We start from the raw sequence: 22,043 nt of genomic DNA, 5'->3' as shown, positions 1-22,043 counted from the left end.
CCACATGTTTTTACAAGTGAAACCATGTTTCACAATTTTATGACTCTATTATCTACCTGAGGTTTAAAATCGTCAAGAGTAAATTTCTGAAAAGTTCGTTTAAATGTCAAATCAGAAAAGTTGTTATAGTTTTTGGAAATAGTTAAATCCCAATTTTGCGGAAACTTCTTCGCCGGCTTTTTTCATTTCCTGCCCAATTCGCTCGATACCCTTTTCCTGAATTCTGCTGGCAGGGCCTGAAACACTGATTGCTCCAATGGCTCGTCCCGAATAATCAAAAACAGGTGTTCCCAAACAAATGATTCCGATCTCATTTTCTTCCTTCTCAACAGAAATTTTACTTTCCTTAATCGACTGCAGCTCCCTAAATAAAACTTCCGGATCAACAATTGTATTCGGCGTATAACGAGTCATTCCTTTGACCTCTAAGATGTGTCGAACCTCCTCCTCGGGCAGTGTAGAAAGAATAGCCTTACCCACAGCCGTACAATGCATAGGTGCTCTTCGCCCTACCTTAGAGTGCATACTTACAACATGAGAACTCTCAGCTTTGTCAATATATACGATCTCACCATCGTCAGGTAGTACTAAATGAACAACCTCGTTCAATAATTTTGCTAAATCATTAAGAACAGGTCCTGCAACTTTACGAATCTCAAGATCATTAAAGAAGCGAATCCCCAGTTCTACAATTTTAATTCCTAATTGATAATGTTCGTTCCCTTTTGTTCTCTCAACATAACCTCGGTAACATAATGTCTGTAAAATACGATGAACTGTACTTTTATGCAACTGAATACGGTTGCCTATTTCTGTTACCCCCAAAGGCTCTTCCGCGTGAGCAAGCACCTCCAGAACATCCAGCGAACGTTCGAGAGTTTGCACATATTTTTCTGCCACTATAGGTCCTCCTTCTGAACACCTTTTCCTATCACCCATTAGGGGATACCATTTCTTGGTTCCGAAACATTACATTTTCAAAGAACCAACATACTCACGTACTAAGTGAACTTGTGTACGGGGTACCACTCCCACTTATAAAAGTGGAAGTCTTATGATTGGATAAAGATTTGTAATTATGACTACATCTCGAAACAACTTCGATTATTGAGAAACCTTGTTTCAAAATATCTTCTTACTTTGAATAGTATGACTTCTTTAAATTATAGTCAAGCATTAAATACTGGATAATTCAATGGATTTGTAAAATGAAAAAGCAATTCTGTTACTCTATCTCTAATTTGACCTTGCTCCCGGCTCCGCCAGCCTCAGCGGGTGAAACAAGCAAACGCCTTGCCAGTCGATTCCTTAATTCCGGAACATGGCTGATAATCCCAATAGCTATGTTTTGAAAACGCAGTTTTTCCAGGGTATTCATTACTGTTTCCAGCAAATGGGGATCAAGGGTTCCAAAGCCTTCGTCCAAAAAGAAGAATTCCAGGGGAGATTCTCCGCGCAGTTGAATCTGCGTAGATAAGGCTAAGGCCAGGGCAAGGGCGGTAAGAAAGGTTTCCCCGCCAGAAAGGCTGCTTACAGGGCGGCGTACTCCCCCATTGGCATCGTCCCTCATTACAAATCCTCCCTCAGTATCAACTTCCAGAGCGTAGCGCTGATTGGTCAGTTGTTTCAAGCGTTCTGAAGCATCCCGGGAGACATTTGCCAGCTGCTCCTGAGCGAGGAACTCAATAAAGCCATTTCCTTTGAAAACATTCTGCAGGATTTTAAGCAAATTGAGACGATGAGCCAAAGCTTGGCGTTCGCCTTCTAAGCGCAGCCATTCTTCGTGTTCTTCTTTGAGCTTATTTAGTTTCTGCAGACTGGCACCGCGCTTTTCAACAGCTTCCGTATGCACTTTCTCTGCCTCTTTTAACACTGCCGGCCAAGCTAACCATTCCTCAGATGTAAGACCTCGTCCCTGTAGACGCTTTTCAAGATCTTCTCGCTTTTGTTCAAGAAGCAATCCCTCCTGATGAAACTCTGAAACACTCTGTTCCATGTTCCTTCTGTCTGAGAGTTCACAAAGGGCACTTTGAACTGCTTCGACTGACAAAAATTGCGACGTTATAAGAGACTGCTTTAATTTAAGTTGAATTGACGCTGTTGCCTCATGGGCTAGCTCCAATGACTTCCCGCTTACTGCACAAGTTTGTTCTGATTGCAGCCAAGCCTCTTTCCCTTGTTCATAGTCCTTCTTAAGTTGTTCTTCAGCAGTGACAACTTGAGTTAACTCCTCCTTAACCATCTCTAACCGCTCTTGTGCCGGTTTTCCTCCTGTAATAGCATCACACTGAAGTTTTAGTTCTTCCAAGGTTCGAACAGCTTCACTTCCTAAGGTTCTAAGATTCTGCAGGTCAAGCTCACAAGCTGTCTTTTCACCGAGAAGTTTATCCTGATCCACATTTATTTTTCCCAGTTCTGTTTCAACTTGTGTTAACTCTTGGCTTAAATTTTTGGTGACTTGATCCCAACGAGAATATTGGTCCTGCAATAATCGGATCTCCGAAGCGGGGATATTTTCTCGCAAAAGGTCTAAGTCCTTTTGCCGCTTAGTCTGTTCTTGTAAAAAATAACTGAGCCTATTTTGAATCTCTGAACCCATACCCGTAACCGCAGCGATCCTAGCTTGAAGCTTATGCCATGCTTCTTCAACACTGTCCAGATTATGCTGAGCACTCTCTAACTGATGCGTAAGCTGCTCTTGTTCTCGATTCCAATCTTTCAAACACTGTCGCTGAACCTCTAAATTCTCTTCCTGTTTCTGTAACAATCGGTTTAATTCTTCTACAGTCAGGTTTTTATCAGCTAATGATAGCTCCTCGCGATAATTTTTCACCTCAGTTAATTTATCTGCTAAAAGCTGGGACTGATTTTTTTCGAAATCTTGTTTGCTAGTCAACTGAGCTCGTGCTACTGCAAGTCTTGTCGCCTTCTCGGCCTCCAGTTTCTCGAGGGCATGCAATTGTTTACCGATTTCCTCAAGATCCTTATTGGCCTCTTCCATAATCACATCCTGAACTTTAAGAGCTGGGGAAGGATGATCAAGGGAACCGCAAACAGGGCAAGGCTCTCCTTCCGCTAAGAACTCAGCAAGTATTTTAGCCCGATAGTTCTGCTCCAGTTCTTTAACATAGGTCTTTTTAGCCTCCACAGATTCTTTCAGGCGGCTAATTTCTTCGTCTAACAGTTTTTGTTCCTGTTCATAACCATTTAAATCATCACCGGCTCTTTGGCACTCCAAAGAGATCGCTTGTAAACGTCCTTCGGCTTCTTGTCTCTCCACTTCAGCCCGTCCGACATTTATAATTCCATGGCGGCTGCGTTCCAGGTCTTGAGCTTGCCTGCTTAGCATCTCTTCTCGAATGGGAGGGTGTTCGGCTTTCATCGTCAGAGTTTCTTTAAGTCCTGTAACGACTTCCCGAGCCGTTTTAACTTCCAGAGCCAAATTAGCTTCCTGGGTTTTTACAGACTTTATTTCCGTCGTATTTTCGGCAAAGTCACTTTGCAAATCGCTCACTTGTTTAGAGACAATTTCATAAGCTTCTAAGGCTTGGACTGAAGCATTGACTTTTGCCCGCTGTGCAGGGTCAACCGTTATTTGACTCAGCCTGCTCCTTCCCTCTTGTAACCGCTTTTCAAGGGCTCTTTTCTTTTCCACAGCCTCTTGAAATCCTTGTTCCAATCCTTTACGCTTTCGATCAAGATCGCTATACTGCTGCCTTGTCTGAGATAACTTCAGACTGCGATTATGAATCTCTGCTTCCAGACGTTTCGCCTGTTCTAGTTGTTCTAATTGGCGAAGAAAGAACGGCTCCTTCTCCAATCGCTGATGATTGATCTCCAGCCAAAGCTGCTCTGCCTGTTCTTTTTTCAATCTTGCTTCTGCAAGTCTTTTTCTTGCTTTTTCTTCATCGCCCTGGGCTTCTTTCAGCCTTTTTTCTGCCAGGCCCAAATCTTCTAAAATGGGCCGTAATGTCTCCGCCCGTTCTGCCAAGGCGAGCTTTTCCGAAAGCTTGTCCATTTCAGGTTTAACAGCCGAACGACGAGATTCCCGTTCTTGAACTTGACGTAATTGTTCTTGCAGCCCCCACAGTTCTTTTGCCTGTTCAAACTCTTGCTTGATACGCTCTAAGCAGCCAAGGGATTGCTCCGAGGCAATTCTCGCGGTTTCAAACTCCTTTTCAGCCATAGCAACCTGTTCTGCTGAGGCATCCCCCAAGCCTTGAAGCCGCTGCTCAACACCATTAAGATGGAAGCGGGTACTATCAGCTTGTTCCGAAAGACGGGCCGTAAGATTTCGTCCATAGGCTTCAAGGGAAAACAATCGTTCCAACATTAAACGTCGGTCTTTCGGTTTTATCGTTAAAAATTCAGCAAATTTGCCTTGAGGCAACACGACTGCCCGGGTAAAATCTTCAACCGTTAGACCTAACACTTCTTCAACTTTTTTAGTCATCTCATCGGCTTTAGAGGCCAGAACTAATTCCGTATCCCCTTGAATTTCTACGAACCGACATGTTGAGGCTTTAACAGTACGATCTCCTGAACGCCGATAAGCGCGTTCTGCCCGGTATGTGATCCTTCGATTTCCTGCTGCTAAAGAAAAGGTATATTCTACCGTGAGTTTATCTTCCCCTTGATTAAGTATCCCTTGGGTATTATTGGCGGCTCTTTCCACAGTACCATATAGGGCTAGGGTCATAGCATCGAGAATTGTAGATTTTCCACTCCCGGTCGACCCAAAAATCCCGAATACTCCCGTCTCACAAAGTTTGGTAAAATTGATCTCCTGAACCTCACGAAAACTATTTAAACCGGCAATCCTTAAACAGATCGGTTTCATGCAGTCTCTGCCCCCTCCCTGTCGGTCATCGCTTTCACTGTACTGCCTCGTAAAGAAATTTCGTAGCCCACCCGTTCCTCGATGTTCTGATCTTTGGAACAGCTCCCTTTATCTTCGTTCTTATCAGCATCAATCAATGTTAAAAACATAGAGACTAACTCTTGATCCGGCTCAGCCCCACCTGTTTTTTCCTGATAGAACCTGCGAAAAAGTTCATCAAGAGGCAACTTGGAACGAGCCTCCAAGGTTATCTGCTCCATTTCCGGAAAGACCGGCCGAATATTAATAAGACGTTCTCTCTGACGGCGCAAGCCGTGAATATCCTGAGAATTGAGGACATTCGTTACATGGACCTCTAAATCGATCCATGCTTGCTCATCTTTCCCTTCATCAATCCACTGCTGTACTTGAGCTAAACCTTCTTTAGCTTTCCATTTTACCAGGGGGTAACCCGAACTAAGGAAAATCTCCCGAGTTGCCACCGGCTGCCCCGGAAACCCTTCAATTAAAATAACAGATTTGGCATACCCGGTTTCGGAAAAACTGTAAGCCAGGGGTGACCCGGAATATCGAGTCGGAACCGGTGACCCTTTGACAACTTGAGCCCGGTGTAAATGACCTAAGGCCACATATTGAGCACATCCAGGCATTGCCTCTGCTTCAACGGTCGGTGCACTGCCAAGTTGAATGGGACGCTCAGATTCTGATTGCATCCCTCCGCGTACAAAGAGATGACTCATAGCCAAGTTCACAGTATCAGGTCGAAAAGGTTTACTGAACAAAGCTAATAATTCTTGGACACGTTTTGAATAATCCTGCCTCAGAGTTTCCTCGTCAAGGCTGGAATTTAAAACTTCATTGAGCCGTGATTCTGAGGGATAGGGAAGAAGGGCTAATACTACGGGGTCCGAGCACTCAGGCAGATGTAACTCAACCCATCCTTGGCCTGCTGCCCTTCGTACTACTTTGTTATTATTAGAATGCCCAGAAAAACTCGGCTGCAAAACATCTTTAGGAAAGCCATATAAAGTTATCCCCTGCCGCCCTGCCAAAGGACTCGCCGCACAGAGCCGTTCCGGGTTGTCATGATTACCGGCAATTGCGACGACCCCTCGCCTTCCCCCTGATGTTAAACGATTTAAGGCATCATAAAACAGCTCTTCGGCAATTGCCGGAGGGTTCACTGTATCAAAAATATCTCCTGCAATCAGAACAAGATCAACTCTCTCGTCTTCAACGATTTGGCAAAGTTCATCGATAAACTTGATTTGTTCCTCGATTCTGCTGCGTCCTTCAAGCATTCGTCCGAGATGCCAATCTGAGGTATGCAAAATTCTCATGGATGGAATCCACCCCTTTAATATTTAACGTTTTAGGTTCCAATTCCTATTATAAATCATGTCCCAGACAAAAGGCTGCCTAAACGATTTATAAATATTTTTTTAACCTCGTGAGGCAAGAAGTCTCCCACCTCTTTAGGTGGGGTATGAATTGCCGCCTTTCTTTTTTAGATATTATCATTGATAGAGCCCTAAAATTATAGCAAAATATAATCAGTAATAACTACGCAGCTAAGGGTAAGAGAAGAAGAGAGGGGCATCATTATGGCAGTTCAAGCAGATTGGAAACGACTCCTTGAGGATGAGATACAAAAAGATTACTATCTTAAGTTACTGGAATGGGTCAAAAACGAATATCGCACAAAACGGGTTTTTCCCAAAAAGGAGGACGTATTTAACGCTTTAGTCTACACCTCTTATAAAAACACGAAGGTCGTGATTTTAGGGCAGGACCCTTATCCCAATGTCGGACAAGGAATGGGGCTTAGCTTTTCTGTAAATGTTGGGGTCCCTTTCCCCAAATCTCTGCAAAACATTTTTACCGAGCTCCAAACAGACCTCGGATGCACCATGCCTCATCATGGCTCGCTCAAGAAGTGGGCAGAGCAAGGAGTTCTGCTTCTTAATACGGCGCTTACCGTAGAAGAAGGGAAACCTAATTCGCATCAAAATAAAGGTTGGGAGATATTCACTGACCGAATTATTTCTTTAGTTAACGAAAAGACGGACCCTGTGGTTTTTATCCTCTGGGGTAACAATGCCCGGTCCAAGAAAAGACTAATAACGAATCCCCGTCACTTAATCATCGAATCTGCTCATCCCAGCCCTTTATCAGCAAGCAGAGGCTTCTTTGGCAGTAAGCCCTTTTCGCGAGCTAATAAGTTCCTGGTCTCCCAAGGCCGAGAACCGATTGACTGGCAAATTGATTGATCCCCTTAAGCATTTTCTCAGACGTAAATAGTTGACACAGTGTTATCAGATACCTACAAAAAAACGTGCGAAGATTGAATCGCACGTTTTTTAATGAAATAAATTCAATGTTTTGCTTATTGGAACTTAAAATAATAAAATACCAACCACTGCTGTGGCAGCAATAAATGTGAAGGTCCCCACTTTAACCTTTTTCTGGTTGAGTACAAAATATCCGGCTACCGCCATGATAACGGCTTTGAGCATTGTTAAGGACATGAAAGTATGGGTAGCTTGGTATAATGGCTTAAGACCAATAATGTAAGCTGCACTGAGAAGGAGACCAAGAACAGCAGGTCGAACTCCCTTCAAAAGAGCGTTTACGTACTTATTCGCTTTAAACTGAGTATAAAATTTAGTAATAATAACCGAGGCAACAAACGAAGGAATACAAAGAGCTATGGTAGCAATTATGGCACCGACGATTCCAGCAACTTTAAAACCGATATAAGACGACGAATCTACGGCAAAAGGTCCCGGTACGACCTGAGCAATGGCGATAACTTTTACATAATCAGCTAATGATACCCAATTATGAGACACCATTTCTGTTTCAAAGAAAGGAATCATGGCGTAGCCGCCGCCAAAGCTAATTGCCCCAATTTTTAGAAACACAAGAAACAAATCAATGAACGTTGACATGTTGCTTTTCCTCCTTCTTTAAAAAGTAAATATTCTTGGCAAAGCCCAGTGCCGCAAGAAGTAAAAGAACAAGAACAACGTTAATATTCGTAAAGAGCATTAGGGCAGCAGAGAGAAGTGCTAAGATTACATCAGAATAATGTTTAACCGCTGTTTTCCAGGTTTTCTTAACGGAATTGAGGATTAAAGCAGTAACACCCAGAAGAATCCCTATAAAGGCCTTATGAACAATAGGATTATCGGTAAATCCCCAAATTACAAAAGTCAGAAGCAAAATCAGCAAGAAGGTTGGCAGACAGGACGTGATTGTGGCAACAGTTGCTCCTAGAAGGCCTTTCTTTCGATAGCCAATCATCGTCGCTGAATTGACGAAAATAATCCCAGGTAAAGTTTGCGAAATAGCCATGATATCAGTCAATTCATCATTGGTAACCCATTGTTTTAATTCAACTACTTCTTTTTGTAATATGGCAATGACAGCATAGCCCCCGCCAAAAGCCAGACAGCCTATTTTAAAGAAGGTAATAAACATCTCTAAATATATTCCCATACTATCTCTCCTGCCCTTTGAATTTTTCCTTAGAATATAATTGCTTATACAAGCATACCCTATTTTTTATCTCAATATTTTGGTATACGGTTATACCAAAATAATTCAAAAGGAATTTATCGTTATATTTGATTCGTGGTCTTCCTTAAAGGCCATCTCGAGAAAAGCCTTATTGGAATTTTGCACATGACGCTTTGCCGCAATTTCAGCTCTCGAACTATCATGATAACGTAATGCTTCTATGATTTCATTGTGCTCCTGCCACACTTCTTCCGGACGCCCCGGTTTAGAGTAGGCAACTTGGGTAAATTTTGTTATATATTCTTTAAACGTACTAAATAAGTTGTATAATCTCGGACTCTCTGCGGCTCGATAGACGATTTCGTGGAAAGTATCATTTAATTGATTCGATTTTTGAATGTTTCCCTTCCTTTGTTCATCGGAAATCTGCTGAGCAAGCATTGCTAAACGCTCTACCTCTTTGGGCTTGATTTTTGTCGCTGCGATACTGCCCATCAACGCTTCTAAAGAGGCTCTGATAAGTAAAATTTCAATAATATCGGCCTTCGTAAATTCGGAAACTACAACTCCTTTCCGTGGAATATGAGTGACTAACTTTTCTAATTCAAGCTTACGGATTGCTTCGCGCACAGGGGTTCTGCTAACTCCCAGTTGTTCGGCAATGTTCCGCTCCACAAGTCTCTCCCCTGGTTCTAGTTTCTTCTCAAGGATGGCATTCCTCAGAATGGAAAACACTGAATCACGGATATTGCCCATATCATTAAATTTAATGGGTGGAAATCGATAGTCCATTGCTTTATCCCCTTAGAATAAATCTTCATCTGAAATTCATTATAAGTCTATTATACATTAAAAGGCAAGAGAAAAATGGTATACCGTATCCCAAAAAAATCGGCTCTATCCACTACGGTATAAGACTTTTGTCCAATCACAAGGCTCCAAATTCTAAAATGGAGTAATGGTATCTCGTACCATCTTCGGCGGGGGCAGAGTCCATCCTTCAGCCCGCTAGAATTTGTTATGGGCTAGGCGCTTTCGGCGAAAGTGTCCACAGGACACTCTCGTTACCGAAGCTCGATGTTCAGCATTTGCTGAATGAGTTCACTTCTTGATAGCTACTAAACCATAAAATGTTTCAGCGAATGACATTTCTTTTAAGAGCTCAAAGCTTGCTGGTTGCAGCAAACCTTTAGCATCTTGACTGCTTATCCGATGATCTAAGGGAGGGCCCATTTCCGTTGTTTTCTTCTCCCAATCAATTAAGGCTATTTTACCATCAGTTTTTAATATGCGATACACCTCGCCGAGAAATCTTCCTTGGTTGTCAATTTCGTGAAGGACATTGACTAAAAGTACAAAACTTACAGATTGATCAGGAAGCTTTAAGTCGTATTCTTCGGTCTTGACTGAGACGATATTTGATATACCGGCGGCATCTGCTCTTTTTTTTACCTCAGTCAACATTTCTTCTGAAATGTCCAATGCAAAAACTTTATGTGCTGATTTGATCACTTTGGCCGCTGGAATAGTAAAATATCCTATCCCACACCCGATATCAGCAAGAGTATCATCAGAATTAAGACCTAGTTTTTCTAATGTAAGTTTTGGAGGGAGATTCTGTCGACGCCACTGGTCATCAAGCTTTCTTTTGTTTGCCGGATTAAATTTATGTGCCATGGTTTTTTCTCCTTAGTCTTAAAAATAGCCCTTTATAAAATGTTGGAATATTGGATTGATTATAACCATTTTCCTCAGCAAGTTCAACTTCGGTTCAAGAACCTCTTATCCTGTCCAGACAAAAACTCAAATCAGCCTTATCTTTTACAGCCGCCTTAAGCTAAAATCTATGATTGACTAAGAAGGGATTCCCAAGTATTCTTAGTTAAAATGATAAGTCAGTCCGATTAGACTACTGAAAGGAGGCAACGCTATGTATGCTTCTGTAAATTCTGATTGCATTGGATGCGCTTCCTGCGAGTCGATTTGCCCACAGGTTTTCAGGATGAACAGTTTCGGGATTGCCGAAGCCTATTTGAATCCTGTTCCCCAAGAAATTGAAAAATTGGCTAAAGACGCTCTGAACAGCTGTCCTGTGGAAGCAATTACTTTAGAATAATGTCAAAGCCCCCGGTTTGGCCGGAGGCTTAAATTTTAGTTCCCATATCTGAACACTTTCGCGTTCCAAGACTCGCCCACCAACTGGATAATCAGTTGTTATTAAGCCAGTGAGCTCGTTCAGCTAAAGCTGAACATTAGGGCTTCGGTGGGATTGAATCAAATATTTAGACTTGACTATTTAACATCATATGGTTACATTATATTCAGTATACTGTTTAAAACAGTATACTGAATATAACAGTCTAACATTTACTCTAATTCCAAATTTCCTATTAAAGTGTTTCTGCTAAATGCGTAAAATTCAGAGAAACGGGGTGAATAACGATTAAACACGGACGACATACTCCAGCCTTTTTGCTTCTCTTCTTAACTGAAGGACCTAGCTATGGGGCGTTACTCTTAGCAAGATTACAGAAAGAGCTTCCTTTTTGTTTTAGTGATAGCTCAAATGTTTACCGCAGCCTGCAGGACATGGAGAGAAACGGTTCCCTCGAAACTTATTGGGAAATAACTGAGAGCGGTCCACCTCGAAAATGGTACACTATTACGTCTAAGGGAAACCAGGAGCTGAGAGAACAAGCCGAAGACATTCGTAAACGACTTGCCAATTTTGAATTCTTTCTATCGCACTACGAAGATCATAACCAAGATCGTAATGAAAAATAACTTATCCGCCAATAAATGTACAGCTATTTTGAGAGGAGTCTTTCCATGAGTGAGAATCAAAGAATCCAGTATTCCAAAATCGGCGTACTTTCTTTAGCTCATATGCTAAATGATTTATACAGCAACTATCTTCCCCAAATGCTCCCTTTTCTAGTGGCTCTTAGGCCCGATTTTTCAGCTACACGGGCAGCCATTTTAGTCTCAGCCTTCACGATCACCTCATCTTTAGTTCAGCCGCTTTTCGGATATTTTCTTGATCGTCAAGGAAAACGTTGGCTGGTCTATGTTGGAACTCTCTGGATGGGAATCATGCTTAGTTTAACCGGAATAGTCCAGAATTACTTGCTGCTTGTTATTCTTGCGGCCCTGGCCGGGCTTGGCACAGCGGCTTTTCATCCCCAGGCATCTACGATGGTCAATGTTTTAAGCGGCGATCGCAAAGCGGTTCTGCTGTCTGGTTTTGTGGCCTTCGGGAATTTCGGTTTTGCCTTAAGTCCGCTCCTCCTGGTTCCCTTATTTCAAACCTATGGTTTACACGCCACCCTTGTAACTGTGATTCCCGGTATTCTCGTGGCCATTTTGCTTCTGCTCTATGCACCCAAAAACAATGTTCTAGTCGGCTCAAATACTCCGCTTTCTGTCGTTTTACGCTCTCTTAAGTCAGCGGCTCCGGAACTTGCGGCTATTATTGCCGTCATCGCAATTCGATCTCTGGCCTATACAGGAATGTTAACGATCCTCCCCTTGTATTTTAAAGCTCAACATCTATCAAATATTGCCGGAAGTCAACTCGTAACTATTATGCTTGCTTGCGGAGCAGTCGGCGGTGTTATCGGCGGATTCATTTCCGATTATTACGGACGAAAACCTCTGATTGTTGGTTCCCTGGTCCTTTCAACTCCTTTATTCTTTGGCTTTCTCTACACTCAAGGCACGTTAAGCACAATCTTTTTGGGGCTTGCCGGAGCGGCGTTATTGTCTAGCTTTTCAGTAACAGTTGTAGCTGCTCAGGAAGCAATCCCGGAAAACAAGGCCCTGGCCGCAGGACTAACCATGGGATTTGCCGGAGGATTAGGCGGCCTTGCCGTCATACTTATCGGTCGTATTGGTGATACATGGGGACTAACATCAGCTGTTACCGTTATTTTTCTGCTTCCCATTCTGGCCGGTCTTTTTGGCTTCTTTATGAAAAGTCATCCTGCAGCCCGTATGAAACGCATCGCGGCACGCTAGATCACTAACTTGTCCGTCCCTGAGACCTGCCCAGGAAACGCTGAACGATTAAAGCAATCATGCCAATGACCAACAAGCCGAAAAACGCCGAAAGAAGATAACCAAGAGCTTGTTGCCAAAAGGTGTGGTCGTAGCCCGAAATGCCATAGTCTTTCAGAAAGGCATGATGCCAGAAATCTCCAAATTTTTGCAAACCGTTGGGAATAAAACCAAACTTGGCTTGCAATTCTTCACCGCCCCATTCACCCCAAGCAGTCCCAGAAGCCAATAATCCTAAAGGAGAGAGTACTGCCAGAACCAGTAACCCGATAATCAATGTTCTATACCGGAAACTGCCGGCCGATTTTTCCGTATTCGACTTTAGTTGGAGCATTGCCGGATTGGTACGTTGTAAGTATGTAACGACCAAGGCACCAACCAATCCTTCAACCGGACCTGCGATCGTTAAATGAGCAAAAAGCATGGCCGGTACAGCAATGTTCAAACCATAGGGACTATACAGCGGAGTGCCATTGGCAGTATGAAAGAGCAAGGGCTGTAAACCAAATTCGATCCCGGCGCAAAGAGCTGCAGCTGATAGACCGACATACCCTGCTATGGCCGCTCCAATCCAATGGCGCTTCGATGAAACAACGCTTTTTCCCGCAACAAGCCGGTAAATACCATAGCTGACAAAGGGCAGCACAACAGCCATATTTACGACATTGGCCCCTAAAGCCAAAATTCCGCCGTCTCCGAAAAAGAGAGCTTGAATAATTAACGCAATTGAAATACTGATCATTGCGGCCCAAGGACCAAGCAGAATCGCCAAGAGACTCCCTCCGACTGCATGGGCCGTTGTCCCATCAGGAATGGGAATATTAAACATCATAATTGTAAACGAGAAAGCCGCTCCGATCGAAAGCATGGGAATATATTTGGCGCGCAGAGTATGAGCCGTTTTATAGGCCGCCCCTGCCGCAGCAATCACACTGGCAATACCTAAAAGGGCATCGGTTTGCGGACTTAAATATCCATCCGGAATATGCATAAAAATTCCTCCTCCCACGATTAAGTCAGGTGTTCTTTCCTCTCAACATTAACCATGCTGCCGACTGCCACCCAAATGAAAATGAGACCGTTCATGGATCAAGTTTACCTCCAGCAATAGTTGACGATTCGAGAGCACTTGAAGCGGCGCACCATCCGCAGCAATTGTGTGATCCTCTCGAAAAATAATGACACGCTGGGCTAATTCTTCAACAATTGATAGATCATGGGTTGCCATAATGACCGTCTTGCCGGCTGCTTGCAGCGCCTGAAGGAACTCAACCAGCCAGAATTGGGTGCGAGGGTCAAGGCCGTTCGTCGGTTCATCCAGAAATAATACCTCCGGATTAACCGTGAGAACACAGGCCAGAGCAACCTTTTTCTTTTCACCTCCACTCAGTTTATAAGGAGCCCGGTCTAAGAGATTACCAATACCAACCAATTGAGCAATGTCTGCAACTCTTTCTTCTACAGTTTCTTTAGATAACCCGGCCTGCAAGGGAGCAAAAGCCAGTTCATCCCGCACAGTGGCTGAAAAGAGCTGAGCGTCCGAGTTTTGAAATACAAAACCTACCTTTTGTCTAAAATCCTGCAAGAACTTAGGATCACGCAAGGCGTCTTCGGTCAGCTCCTTTCCAAAGGCCAAAATTTGACCTTCCTCAGGATGGATAAGGCCACAAAGCATTTTGAGCAAGGTAGATTTACCACTTCCATTGGCCCCCAAAATTACTAAACCTTCACCTTCCTTAATACTTAAGGAAATCCCAGAAAGCACGGGATAACCGGGCAGATATGAGTAAGATACATCAAGAATATCGAAAATCTTGTCCAAACAGAGATCTCCTTTCATCAGCCCATGACTTTGTTGGCAACAATTAAGATAAGTCCCGCTAAGACAACCAGTGACAAAACTAAGACATCTGACCAACATAGGCTGGCACTTTTTAGGAGGCGTATTTCTCCGGAATAACCGCGTGCAGTCATGGCCCAATAGACTTCTTCACTCATTTGCAGCGACTTGCCAAACAATCCTCCCACTGCTGAAGCTACGAATCGCCGCTCTTCTTTAGGAGCAGATTGACCAGCGTCACGGGCCTTTCGAGCAAGAAACATTTCTTCCATGGCGCTTACTAAAACAAAAATATAACGATAGGTCATCTCAAGTGTCATAATAAAAATTTTGGGAACAAAGAAGGTACGTAAGGCACGCAAAAAGTCCATCCAACGGGTGCTCAGCGTAAGTACCACCGCTAAAGAAACAGAGATTCCCACCCTGCTGATCAGCATTATCCCTCCCCACAATCCTTGCCTGGTAACCGCCAAAACCGAAGGGAACGATAAATAACCCAGGTGAAGGGGGTGAGGGAAGTCAGCGATAACCCATAGCGGGTCGCCGGGACGTACCCAGTTAAAGATTGAAGGCAGTACCATAATCCCTGTAAACAATGGTATGACCAGCCATACCCTAGCCACCACTTGACGCAGGGGGAGTTTAGATAACACCGCTATAGCCAGCAAAACTAAGTAAAAGCCCCATAATAGAGAAAGGTGCGCACATAAGTTAACAATAATTAAAAGATATATCAGGGAGATCACTTTGATTCGCGCGTCCAATCTTTGTAGGAATCCTGGCCGCCGGGCAATTTCCTCAGAAAAAACCGCATCTTGAATAATCTTGACTATGTCTCGCAGTGTTTTCTCAATAAAGTTTCCTTTCCGTCTGCCACCGCAACCGCAGCGACATAACGCAGGACTTGCTTCGCTTAACCAGTCAGGCAGTTCCATTTAGGTTAGCCCCCTTCGCTAATGTCGCTGAGCTTTCTCTCTTTTTCCTTAGTCCGAATCATGCTTAAACCCGGCAGTCTCTTCCAAGACGATTCGGTGATTAAGCAGTGTCATGTCTTTGATCCTAGCCTTAACAAACTTTTGTCGTCCGAATATATCCACCAACTTTAAGCCATCTTCATAAGGTTCAATAACATCAACCGCTTCCATAAACAAGACCTCTTGACCATCACTGTTAAAGTACGCATTAGCTTCGCACATTGTTTATCCTCCTCTTTAAATAAAAAAGACCATGGAGCGACCCTATATGGGTCAGACCTCCATGGTCTCATTTTAGTATTAAAATATAGTTAGTATTAATAATGTAGCTGAATAATTACGGCAACGCAAGCCGCAAGCCTTCTGGCCTGCCATTCCGCTCATTAATAGATACATTCGCCGTGTTCAGGGCAAATACCTTCTTTATTTATAATTATTTCTTCATTTTTTCCCAATTAATCATTGCAGTTTCAGTTATTACTCATCAATCTATTCATCAATCATCAAACTGCTTAATTTCCATTCGCTATTGATCAATGTATACGTGACATTTAGAGTATATATCCTGTCATCATATTTATTACCCGAAGTATACCCCGCATCATAGATCTCATAGATTGCATTATAGGTATTTCCATTCCTCGAATAGACTCTTTGCCTTAGGTTCATCATACGGTCCGGAATAATAAATTCGTAATCACCGGAGCTTAATTTCGTAATCAATTTGTGGTTCTCAGTGCGCATCGAGGAATCAAGGTACTTTTCCGCCGTTGTATAATCTCCCTTAATAAGGGATGTTAAAATCAAATGAAGGTTATTATCCAAATTATTTCTTAAGTTGTATAGTTCCTCCTGCTGTTTAACTTTGTTATTCGCGGTATCAACTTGTTGTTTTAGCGATTGTATTTCGGTTTTAAGCTGAGAATTTTCCTTAGCCAATTCAGAACTCTGAGTACTGCATCCCAGCAAAAAAAAGATACATATCAGTATGGAGCCTAATATTTTAGCTTTACGAGCCATTCCTTAGTCCCTCCTTTTTTTATTAATTGTGCTATTTGCCATTTACGACTCCCCACAATTCCTCCCTTTACTCTAAACCATACTGCAAAGAGTTTGAGGCATCAAAAGGTGATATTTTACACAATTCCGTTATTATGTATTTCCCATGCGAAGATAATCAATATTTATCATGATAAAAATAATCGAAACGCTTATTTTAAAAGTAAACTCGTTCAGCTAAAGCTGAACATCGGGGCTTCGGAGACGAAAGCGCCTAGCCCATAAAATGCGATCGCGCTAAAGGATAGACTCTACCCCCACTGAAGCGAGGTATGGAACCACTCCAACTTGTAGAAGTGGAAGATTTACGATTGAATACAATAAATCTGTTAAAAATTTTTCTTTTAAAAAAGTTATCTTCTTTCTATAATAAGAGTGAATCATATATATGAGAAAATATCAATAGGTAAATGGTCAATATCAGCGTCACATAGATTGAGAAGAATCTTATCGCTTTGTATTTTGTTTGTCCGCAGTTAGATCTATAATATATTAATTCAAGGACCATAGAAAGGTGTTGAAGAAAGTGCCGAAGCCAGAACGTTCCAGGTATTGTATCTTTTATCCTGGCAAGGAAGGAAATCTTATCATACGCGAAGATATAGGAGTTGATGATCTGGGCAAAATCTTTAAGGAGGTCGAAGCAGTATCTCAGGAGAATGAATTATTTGCCTTTAACATGAAGGGGATTTCTCAGCTTTCGGATATTGACGATTCCCCAGAGAAGACCTTCATCCTGATCACCATTAAAAATGATGAGTTAACTGCCTACACAGAAATGGGGCGGGCAGAGGCCGAGGAATTAATCGCCGGCGCTCAGCATTATTACCTCCTCGACGATATCTATGTCGTCAGTGACACTGCTCTTCGTCAATTCCTCAAAGAAAAAAAATAGGCCGATTCTGCTGCCAAAGCCAATAACCGTAATTTTTAGGTTATTGGCTTTAATGTATTAAATAATCGGCCATAACGAACTCGGCATTACATCGTTTTCTTTATTCCTTTTTGATATTTGGGCTAAGGTTTTAGCCAAGCGTTGTACGCTTTCAAGCAAAACAGCTTCATTGTGGCTCGTAAAACAGAGGCGAAACTCATTATCATTAGTGGGCACTGTATAGAACGCTTGGCCAGGTACAAAAGAAATTCGATTTTTGGCAGCTTCTTGTAGAAGTTGATGGGAAGTGGCCTCATGCTTTAACTTGCACCAAAAATAAAAACCTCCCTCAGGTACAGTAAATTCAATATCGTTTGCACACAAACGCCGGAGAGCCGTAGCCATTGTATCCCGGCGTTTTTTATATTCCCTGCGCACCATGGTCAGATGTTGAGCAAGCTTCCCTTCATTTAAAAACATCGCCAAAAGCCATTGGGCTATATTGTTTGAATGAAGGTCAACTAACTGTTTTTCCAAGGCCAGCCGGTTGATTAAAACAGGCGGACCCACAAGATACCCTGTACGTAAACCAGGAAATAAAATTTTCGAAAAAGTCCCCAGATAAACGACTCCTCCATAGGAATCCAGAACTTTTAAAGCCCGAGGAGGCTGCTCACCGTAAAACAAATCACTATAGGGATCGTCTTCAACGATAACAAGACGATAACGTTTTGCTAGTTGTATTAAATCTTTACGCTCTTGTTCAGACAAAACCCTGCCGGTCGGGTTTTGATAAGTAGGTATAAGATATAACAATTTTGGCCGATAGCGAATCAGAAAGTCCTCCAACAGCTCTAATGAAAACCTTCCTGTGCAGGGCAGACTTAAAACCTTTGCTCCTGCAGCCTGAAAAGCCTGAATAGCACCAATAAACGTTGGTACTTCCATCACCACATAATCGCCGGGCTCTAACAAAACCTTGCTAAGCAAATATAATCCTTCTTGGGACCCTGAGAGAGCAATTACATTCTCCTTCGAGGCAAATATGCCCCTCTCGCTCAACATAGTGGTGATTGCCTTTCTAAAGGGGTCGTAACCTTCTATAGGGATATGTCCAAAATCGGAAGGTGGAGTCCTTCCAATATTACCGTTAAACAACTCGGCAAAGGCATCCATAGGATAAAAGGCCGGATCAGGCATGCCTGGTGCTAAAGATATAGTACCTGGAGCAGGAGCAGCAACTATTTTCCTTAAAATTGAGGCCAAAGGGTTTTGGGGAAAGGCAGTAAACAATTGGGGCCAGGGCACTTCAGAGACCAGCTCCCCCTCGCCTTCTTGCGCCACATAAGTCCCGCTGCCTACTTTTGTCCAGACCAATCCCTCTTGCTCCAGCTTGCGATAGGCATTGATCGCAGTTGTACGGCTTACATCAAAAAGATCGGCTAATTCTCGCTCAGGGGGAAGTTTAGTACCCGGAGGAAGTATTTGCTTTTGGATTTTGTCTGCAATCACTAAGGCAATTTGCAAATAGAGCGGCCGCTTATCCGAAGTATTCAGCTCTGAACTATTTAGGTGATTGGATATGTCCATTTTCATTTTCTCCTTATTTTATATCCAATTTTCATCTTATATCATTAATTGGATATTTACAATGCTTTGCCTACTCGTTAATATTTAGAGAAATATTAACGGGATAGGTGGAATGATTATGCAGCAATCCAATCTCCTCTTCGGCAAGGAACAACTTGCTGAAGAAACATGGACGGCACTTCGCGATTGTACTCCAGTCATGCTCGGGGTAGTGCCCTTTGGTATCACCTGCGGAATTATGGGACTTACAGCTAAAATGTCAGGAGTCGAAACTATTTCCATGTCGGTCTTTGTTTTCGCAGGCGCTTCACAGTTCATTGGCATTACCATGCTGGGCGCAGGCATAACTGGCTCAGGAATGATTATACTTACTACCTTGTTGGTAAACATGCGCCACTTAATTATGGGATCATCTCTGTCTCCTTATATGATTGAACTGCCGTTTCCCCTTCAAGCAATTTTGTCATTCTTTTTAACCGACGAAGCCTATGCCCTGACTATAAGCCGAATTCACAAAGCTAAATACAGCGTGCTTTATCAATTGACCGTGAGCACAATGCTTTATCTGGTTTGGATATTGGCTACAGCAGCCGGGGTAGTTTTGGGCAGCTACATTTCCGACCCCTTAACCTGGGGGCTTGATTTTGCCATGCCGGCAACTTTTCTGGTATTGCTGATACCCCTTTTGGCAAACCGCATCAGCCTAATTGTATTTGGTGCGGCTGCAGTGGTTTCGGTACTTGCCGCCCTGAATTTACCTGGTAAGTGGTATATTATTATCGCCTGCCTTACCGCCAGTTTAATAGGAGGTTTATTAGAGGGGGACAGCAAACATGCGCAGTGAAGTTTTATATATCATTATCGGAATGGCTTTAGTTACTTATTTTACCAGGATTGGCGCTCTGGCTTTGTTCCGGTTTACCGGGGTGCCAACCTGGTTAAACAGGTGGTTAAAATATGTCCCCATTGCCATCCTGACATCCTTAATCATACCGTCATTACTTTTACCCAAAGGACATTTGGATATTAGTTTAAACAATCACTACTTAATTGCGGGCATTGTTGCTGCTTTTGTTGCCTATAAAAGCCGTAATATTATCGCTACCCTGGGTTTCGGAATGTCGGTCATGTTTCTTCTCAAGCTCTTGTAGATAGCTCTTCATCCTCAATGTCGTTTCACTCTATCTATGTTGCTGTATCCTTAGCAAAAAGCCGATAACCGAAATATTTCAGTTACCGGCAAAGATGCGATCTGCTTTGTCGAGATCGAGTCACTATTCACCTTTGAATCGGCTCCAGCAGCCATAAAATGGCCCTGCCGATTCTCTGGGATATTTCCCGAAAATGACCGCCGGGCTCTTTTACATAAATCACTTTGGCCGACTTTGCAACCAACTTTTTGGACTTCTGTGTGGCTTTGCCCACTTCACACATTAAAGGATCTTTGGCCTTTTCCTCTTTGCCGCCCAAACTCAGGTAGACTTTGCCGGAAGGCTGGTGCTTCTGCAAAAATTCCAGCCATCCTGGAAACCAGAGCGATCCTGAACAGCTGCCGCAACCGCTAAAACCCGACCTGCAGTGGGCATACAAAGAAGTCAATCCTCCCAGAGAATAGCCTACCGGATATACTTCCCCGCTAAGGGAAAAAATGCTCTGCAGCATTGGCAGCAGGGCATTTTTCATAAAGCCCAGCGTTTTATCGGCTTTCCCGGCAAAAATCCGGCCGCCAGTACCTTCCAAATACCATGGTGAAAAGTCACGGTCCCAGTCGATGGGGCCAAATCCCGTAATTAGAAACGGCCGGCACTCCCCAGCTTCGATCCGGAGCAACAGCATTTCACGGATTTCCGACAACTGCTGCACGCTGTCGTCACCGGTCAGCAAAATCACCAATGGCACCGGCTGATCCGACGGCCCCAACTGCTCAGCCCAGCAATATTTTTGGTCCAGTACAAATTTCATCATCAGCATTCCCTCTCCTGCATCACTGTTTGCCTAAAGCCGTATCAATACTGCGGAATAACAAAGGTTCTGAAACAAAGAGATGTTCCGATTGCCATTGTTTGCCCCGCCCAACAACCAACACCCTTTTAAATAACTTCTTTAATTCACAAAAATATTTGCAGGAATCCAGCTCATCTTTAGACCAGCCCTGTAAAGATGAGCCTCCGACAGTGTTACTGTTTCTCGAAAGCTCTGATAGTAAATACATAAAATACTTATTTCTAAAAACATTAGGTTCACTTATATCTATAGTTTCTTGTTCAGAATTTAATTCAAATTCATAAATGCTGACCTTATCATGATTATCTTCTCCATATAATGGACTAGGGGCTGTGTTTGTGCGAAAAAGAGTTGTCAGACAATTATCTATTTTTCCCTCCTCAGTTAACGATCTGTAAGCCTTTACCGTCCCATCAGTAAGTTCTTTGGCCCAAATTCCTGTGATCAGTTTATCTCTGGTAAATATTCTGAGATTTTTAAAGATACTTGGAAAGAGTTGTATTGTTGGTAAACTCACAAATTCTATTATAGACATAGGTGTTATAAATTCCATTTGAAAGGGAACGTGACTCACTGAATAATAATCATTGTGAAAACTCATAGCAACTAAAACCTGCAAATAACTATTGGATAGTATTACATCGCAGGGATTGAATTTTTCAAAGTATTCAAAGTAAGGGAATCGTGTAAAATTAGCTGGTTCTGTGGACTTTACCCCAGTTCTGAGTAATTCACTAATAGTTTGTATTGGAACACTCTTTAACATTTCACTAATCCTCCTTTCAAAATTTATCTGATTTAAAACTTGAAAACCTACCGAATGTGGGGATTATATCAATATTCTTTACCCATCTTGCAACAAGAATAGTGTCACTTGCAGGACTCCATTAATCTAGTTCCTTGATGAAAAACAATTTGCCACCGTCCATCTGTGAACCTCCAAATTGAACTGCGTAATGAGCTCCTCATCTCTTCTCTAGATTCGTTTGTCTTTACTGCACGATAAGTAGCTAGTACCACATATGGCGATAAGACTTTTATTTGAAAGCCCTCAATAATCGTTGAACCAGGAAGAGAATGTGGCAATTCCTCAACAACTTGTATTTTATCATACATGCGCCCGGAGCTTCCAAATTCAACAAAATCGTCGGCTAAAAGCATTGAGATTTCCTCTCTTGATCGACGAATCTCAGGTTGTAATAGTCTGTCTTCTAAATCGTATATTTGTTCATGGAGTGATGATCTCATTTTCAATATCCCCTTTTAACATAAGAAAAACTTCAA

General features: G+C 42.7%; 23 protein-coding genes. 7 read left to right on the top strand and 16 right to left on the bottom strand.

All coding sequences use genetic code 11. The features are described from left to right. Positions 1-123 precede the first annotated feature (123 nt). The 3 genes from B5Y67_RS00965 to B5Y67_RS00955 form a co-directional block, all read right to left on the bottom strand. Positions 124-900, bottom strand: coding sequence for an IclR family transcriptional regulator (locus tag B5Y67_RS00965; RefSeq protein ID WP_088224725.1), 777 nt, complete (start codon positions 898-900; stop codon positions 124-126). Between the two features lie 325 nt (positions 901-1,225). Further along, the gene (locus B5Y67_RS00960; protein ID WP_088224724.1) at positions 1,226-4,840 is read right to left on the bottom strand and encodes an SbcC/MukB-like Walker B domain-containing protein; all 3,615 of its coding nucleotides are present in this window, start codon (positions 4,838-4,840) and stop codon (positions 1,226-1,228) included. Continuing rightward, positions 4,837-6,180 (bottom strand): exonuclease SbcCD subunit D, encoded by a 1,344-nt coding sequence (locus B5Y67_RS00955; protein ID WP_088224723.1) that lies wholly within the window; start codon positions 6,178-6,180, stop codon positions 4,837-4,839. Before B5Y67_RS00955 ends, B5Y67_RS00960 begins: the two co-directional genes overlap by 4 nt. 258 nt (positions 6,181-6,438) lie before the next feature. Between B5Y67_RS00955 and B5Y67_RS00950 the strand changes: the two genes are divergently transcribed. Beyond that, positions 6,439-7,110, top strand: coding sequence for a uracil-DNA glycosylase (locus B5Y67_RS00950; RefSeq protein ID WP_207652381.1), 672 nt, complete (start codon positions 6,439-6,441; stop codon positions 7,108-7,110). A gap of 126 nt (positions 7,111-7,236) precedes the next feature. On the opposite strand, the gene B5Y67_RS00945 is transcribed toward B5Y67_RS00950, so the two are convergent. The 4 genes from B5Y67_RS00945 to B5Y67_RS00930 all read right to left on the bottom strand — a co-directional run bounded on the left by B5Y67_RS00945 (position 7,237) and on the right by B5Y67_RS00930 (position 10,039). Next, positions 7,237-7,791: a chromate transporter gene (locus tag B5Y67_RS00945; protein ID WP_088224721.1), complete on the bottom strand. Its 555-nt coding sequence runs from the start codon at positions 7,789-7,791 to the stop codon at positions 7,237-7,239. Then, on the bottom strand, positions 7,775-8,341 hold the full coding sequence (locus B5Y67_RS00940) for a chromate transporter (RefSeq protein ID WP_088224720.1): 567 nt from the start codon (positions 8,339-8,341) through the stop codon (positions 7,775-7,777). The genes B5Y67_RS00945 and B5Y67_RS00940 overlap by 17 nt, the downstream gene beginning before the upstream one ends. Before the next feature lie 105 nt (positions 8,342-8,446). Further along, a complete protein-coding gene (locus B5Y67_RS00935; protein WP_088224719.1) occupies positions 8,447-9,154 on the bottom strand; it encodes a GntR family transcriptional regulator in 708 nt (235 codons plus the stop codon). Between the two features lie 309 nt (positions 9,155-9,463). Then, positions 9,464-10,039: a class I SAM-dependent methyltransferase gene (locus B5Y67_RS00930; protein ID WP_088224718.1), complete on the bottom strand. Its 576-nt coding sequence runs from the start codon at positions 10,037-10,039 to the stop codon at positions 9,464-9,466. 253 nt (positions 10,040-10,292) lie between these two features. Between B5Y67_RS00930 and B5Y67_RS00925 the strand changes: the two genes are divergently transcribed. The 3 genes from B5Y67_RS00925 (at position 10,293) to B5Y67_RS00915 (ending at position 12,379) form a co-directional block, all read left to right on the top strand. Beyond that, positions 10,293-10,478 (top strand): ferredoxin, encoded by a 186-nt coding sequence (locus B5Y67_RS00925; RefSeq protein WP_088224717.1) that lies wholly within the window; start codon positions 10,293-10,295, stop codon positions 10,476-10,478. A 356-nt stretch (positions 10,479-10,834) separates the two neighbouring features. Beyond that, positions 10,835-11,146: a PadR family transcriptional regulator gene (locus B5Y67_RS00920; protein ID WP_242975767.1), complete on the top strand. Its 312-nt coding sequence runs from the start codon at positions 10,835-10,837 to the stop codon at positions 11,144-11,146. Positions 11,147-11,191: 45 nt separating this feature from the next. After that, entirely contained in the window at positions 11,192-12,379 is a 1,188-nt protein-coding gene (locus B5Y67_RS00915; RefSeq protein ID WP_088224715.1) for an MFS transporter, read from the top strand. 4 nt (positions 12,380-12,383) lie between these two features. Here B5Y67_RS00915 and cbiM read toward each other — a convergent pair whose 3' ends face one another. From cbiM to B5Y67_RS00890, 5 genes are all read right to left on the bottom strand, one after another. Further along, a complete protein-coding gene (gene cbiM / locus B5Y67_RS00910; RefSeq protein ID WP_088224714.1) occupies positions 12,384-13,409 on the bottom strand; it encodes a cobalt transporter CbiM in 1,026 nt (341 codons plus the stop codon). A 48-nt stretch (positions 13,410-13,457) separates the two neighbouring features. After that, positions 13,458-14,240, bottom strand: coding sequence for an ABC transporter ATP-binding protein (locus B5Y67_RS00905; RefSeq protein ID WP_242975766.1), 783 nt, complete (start codon positions 14,238-14,240; stop codon positions 13,458-13,460). 17 nt (positions 14,241-14,257) lie between these two features. Continuing rightward, positions 14,258-15,193 carry a cobalt ECF transporter T component CbiQ gene (cbiQ, locus tag B5Y67_RS00900; RefSeq protein ID WP_088224712.1) on the bottom strand — a complete coding sequence of 312 codons (936 nt, stop codon included), beginning with the start codon at positions 15,191-15,193 and terminating at the stop codon, positions 14,258-14,260. Positions 15,194-15,241: 48 nt separating this feature from the next. Further along, on the bottom strand, positions 15,242-15,454 hold the full coding sequence (locus B5Y67_RS00895; protein WP_088224711.1) for a CooT family nickel-binding protein: 213 nt from the start codon (positions 15,452-15,454) through the stop codon (positions 15,242-15,244). A 267-nt stretch (positions 15,455-15,721) separates the two neighbouring features. Then, positions 15,722-16,252 carry a hypothetical protein gene (locus B5Y67_RS00890; RefSeq protein ID WP_088224710.1) on the bottom strand — a complete coding sequence of 177 codons (531 nt, stop codon included), beginning with the start codon at positions 16,250-16,252 and terminating at the stop codon, positions 15,722-15,724. A gap of 565 nt (positions 16,253-16,817) precedes the next feature. On the opposite strand from B5Y67_RS00890, the gene B5Y67_RS00885 reads away from it, so the two are divergent. Continuing rightward, the gene (locus B5Y67_RS00885; RefSeq protein WP_088224709.1) at positions 16,818-17,186 is read left to right on the top strand and encodes a hypothetical protein; all 369 of its coding nucleotides are present in this window, start codon (positions 16,818-16,820) and stop codon (positions 17,184-17,186) included. A 57-nt stretch (positions 17,187-17,243) separates the two neighbouring features. Here the strand turns inward: B5Y67_RS00885 and B5Y67_RS00880 are convergent, their stop codons facing one another. Next, positions 17,244-18,755, bottom strand: coding sequence for a PLP-dependent aminotransferase family protein (locus B5Y67_RS00880; protein WP_088224708.1), 1,512 nt, complete (start codon positions 18,753-18,755; stop codon positions 17,244-17,246). Positions 18,756-18,873: 118 nt separating this feature from the next. On the opposite strand from B5Y67_RS00880, the gene B5Y67_RS00875 reads away from it, so the two are divergent. Together B5Y67_RS00875 and B5Y67_RS00870 are read left to right on the top strand one after the other, a co-directional pair. Further along, positions 18,874-19,599, top strand: a complete 726-nt coding sequence (locus B5Y67_RS00875) for an AzlC family ABC transporter permease (RefSeq protein ID WP_088224707.1) — start codon at positions 18,874-18,876, stop codon at positions 19,597-19,599. Further along, positions 19,589-19,906: an AzlD domain-containing protein gene (locus B5Y67_RS00870; protein ID WP_088224706.1), complete on the top strand. Its 318-nt coding sequence runs from the start codon at positions 19,589-19,591 to the stop codon at positions 19,904-19,906. Before B5Y67_RS00875 ends, B5Y67_RS00870 begins: the two co-directional genes overlap by 11 nt. Positions 19,907-20,033: 127 nt before the next feature. Here B5Y67_RS00870 and B5Y67_RS00865 read toward each other — a convergent pair whose 3' ends face one another. The 3 genes from B5Y67_RS00865 to B5Y67_RS00855 all read right to left on the bottom strand — a co-directional run bounded on the left by B5Y67_RS00865 (position 20,034) and on the right by B5Y67_RS00855 (position 22,007). Further along, positions 20,034-20,717 carry an alpha/beta hydrolase-fold protein gene (locus tag B5Y67_RS00865; protein WP_282432739.1) on the bottom strand — a complete coding sequence of 228 codons (684 nt, stop codon included), beginning with the start codon at positions 20,715-20,717 and terminating at the stop codon, positions 20,034-20,036. A 22-nt stretch (positions 20,718-20,739) separates the two neighbouring features. Continuing rightward, a complete protein-coding gene (locus B5Y67_RS00860; RefSeq protein WP_088224704.1) occupies positions 20,740-21,525 on the bottom strand; it encodes a hypothetical protein in 786 nt (261 codons plus the stop codon). A 104-nt stretch (positions 21,526-21,629) separates the two neighbouring features. Then, the gene (locus B5Y67_RS00855) at positions 21,630-22,007 is read right to left on the bottom strand and encodes a DUF4440 domain-containing protein (protein ID WP_088224703.1); all 378 of its coding nucleotides are present in this window, start codon (positions 22,005-22,007) and stop codon (positions 21,630-21,632) included. Positions 22,008-22,043: the final 36 nt, after the last annotated feature.

Origin of the sequence: Desulfosporosinus sp. FKB (genome assembly GCF_002196705.1) — a bacterium.
Taxonomy (GTDB): Bacteria; Bacillota; Desulfitobacteriia; order Desulfitobacteriales; family Desulfitobacteriaceae; genus Desulfosporosinus.
The sequence above is the reverse complement of the archived record's forward strand: the minus strand, read 5'-3'. Positions and strand labels throughout refer to the sequence as shown.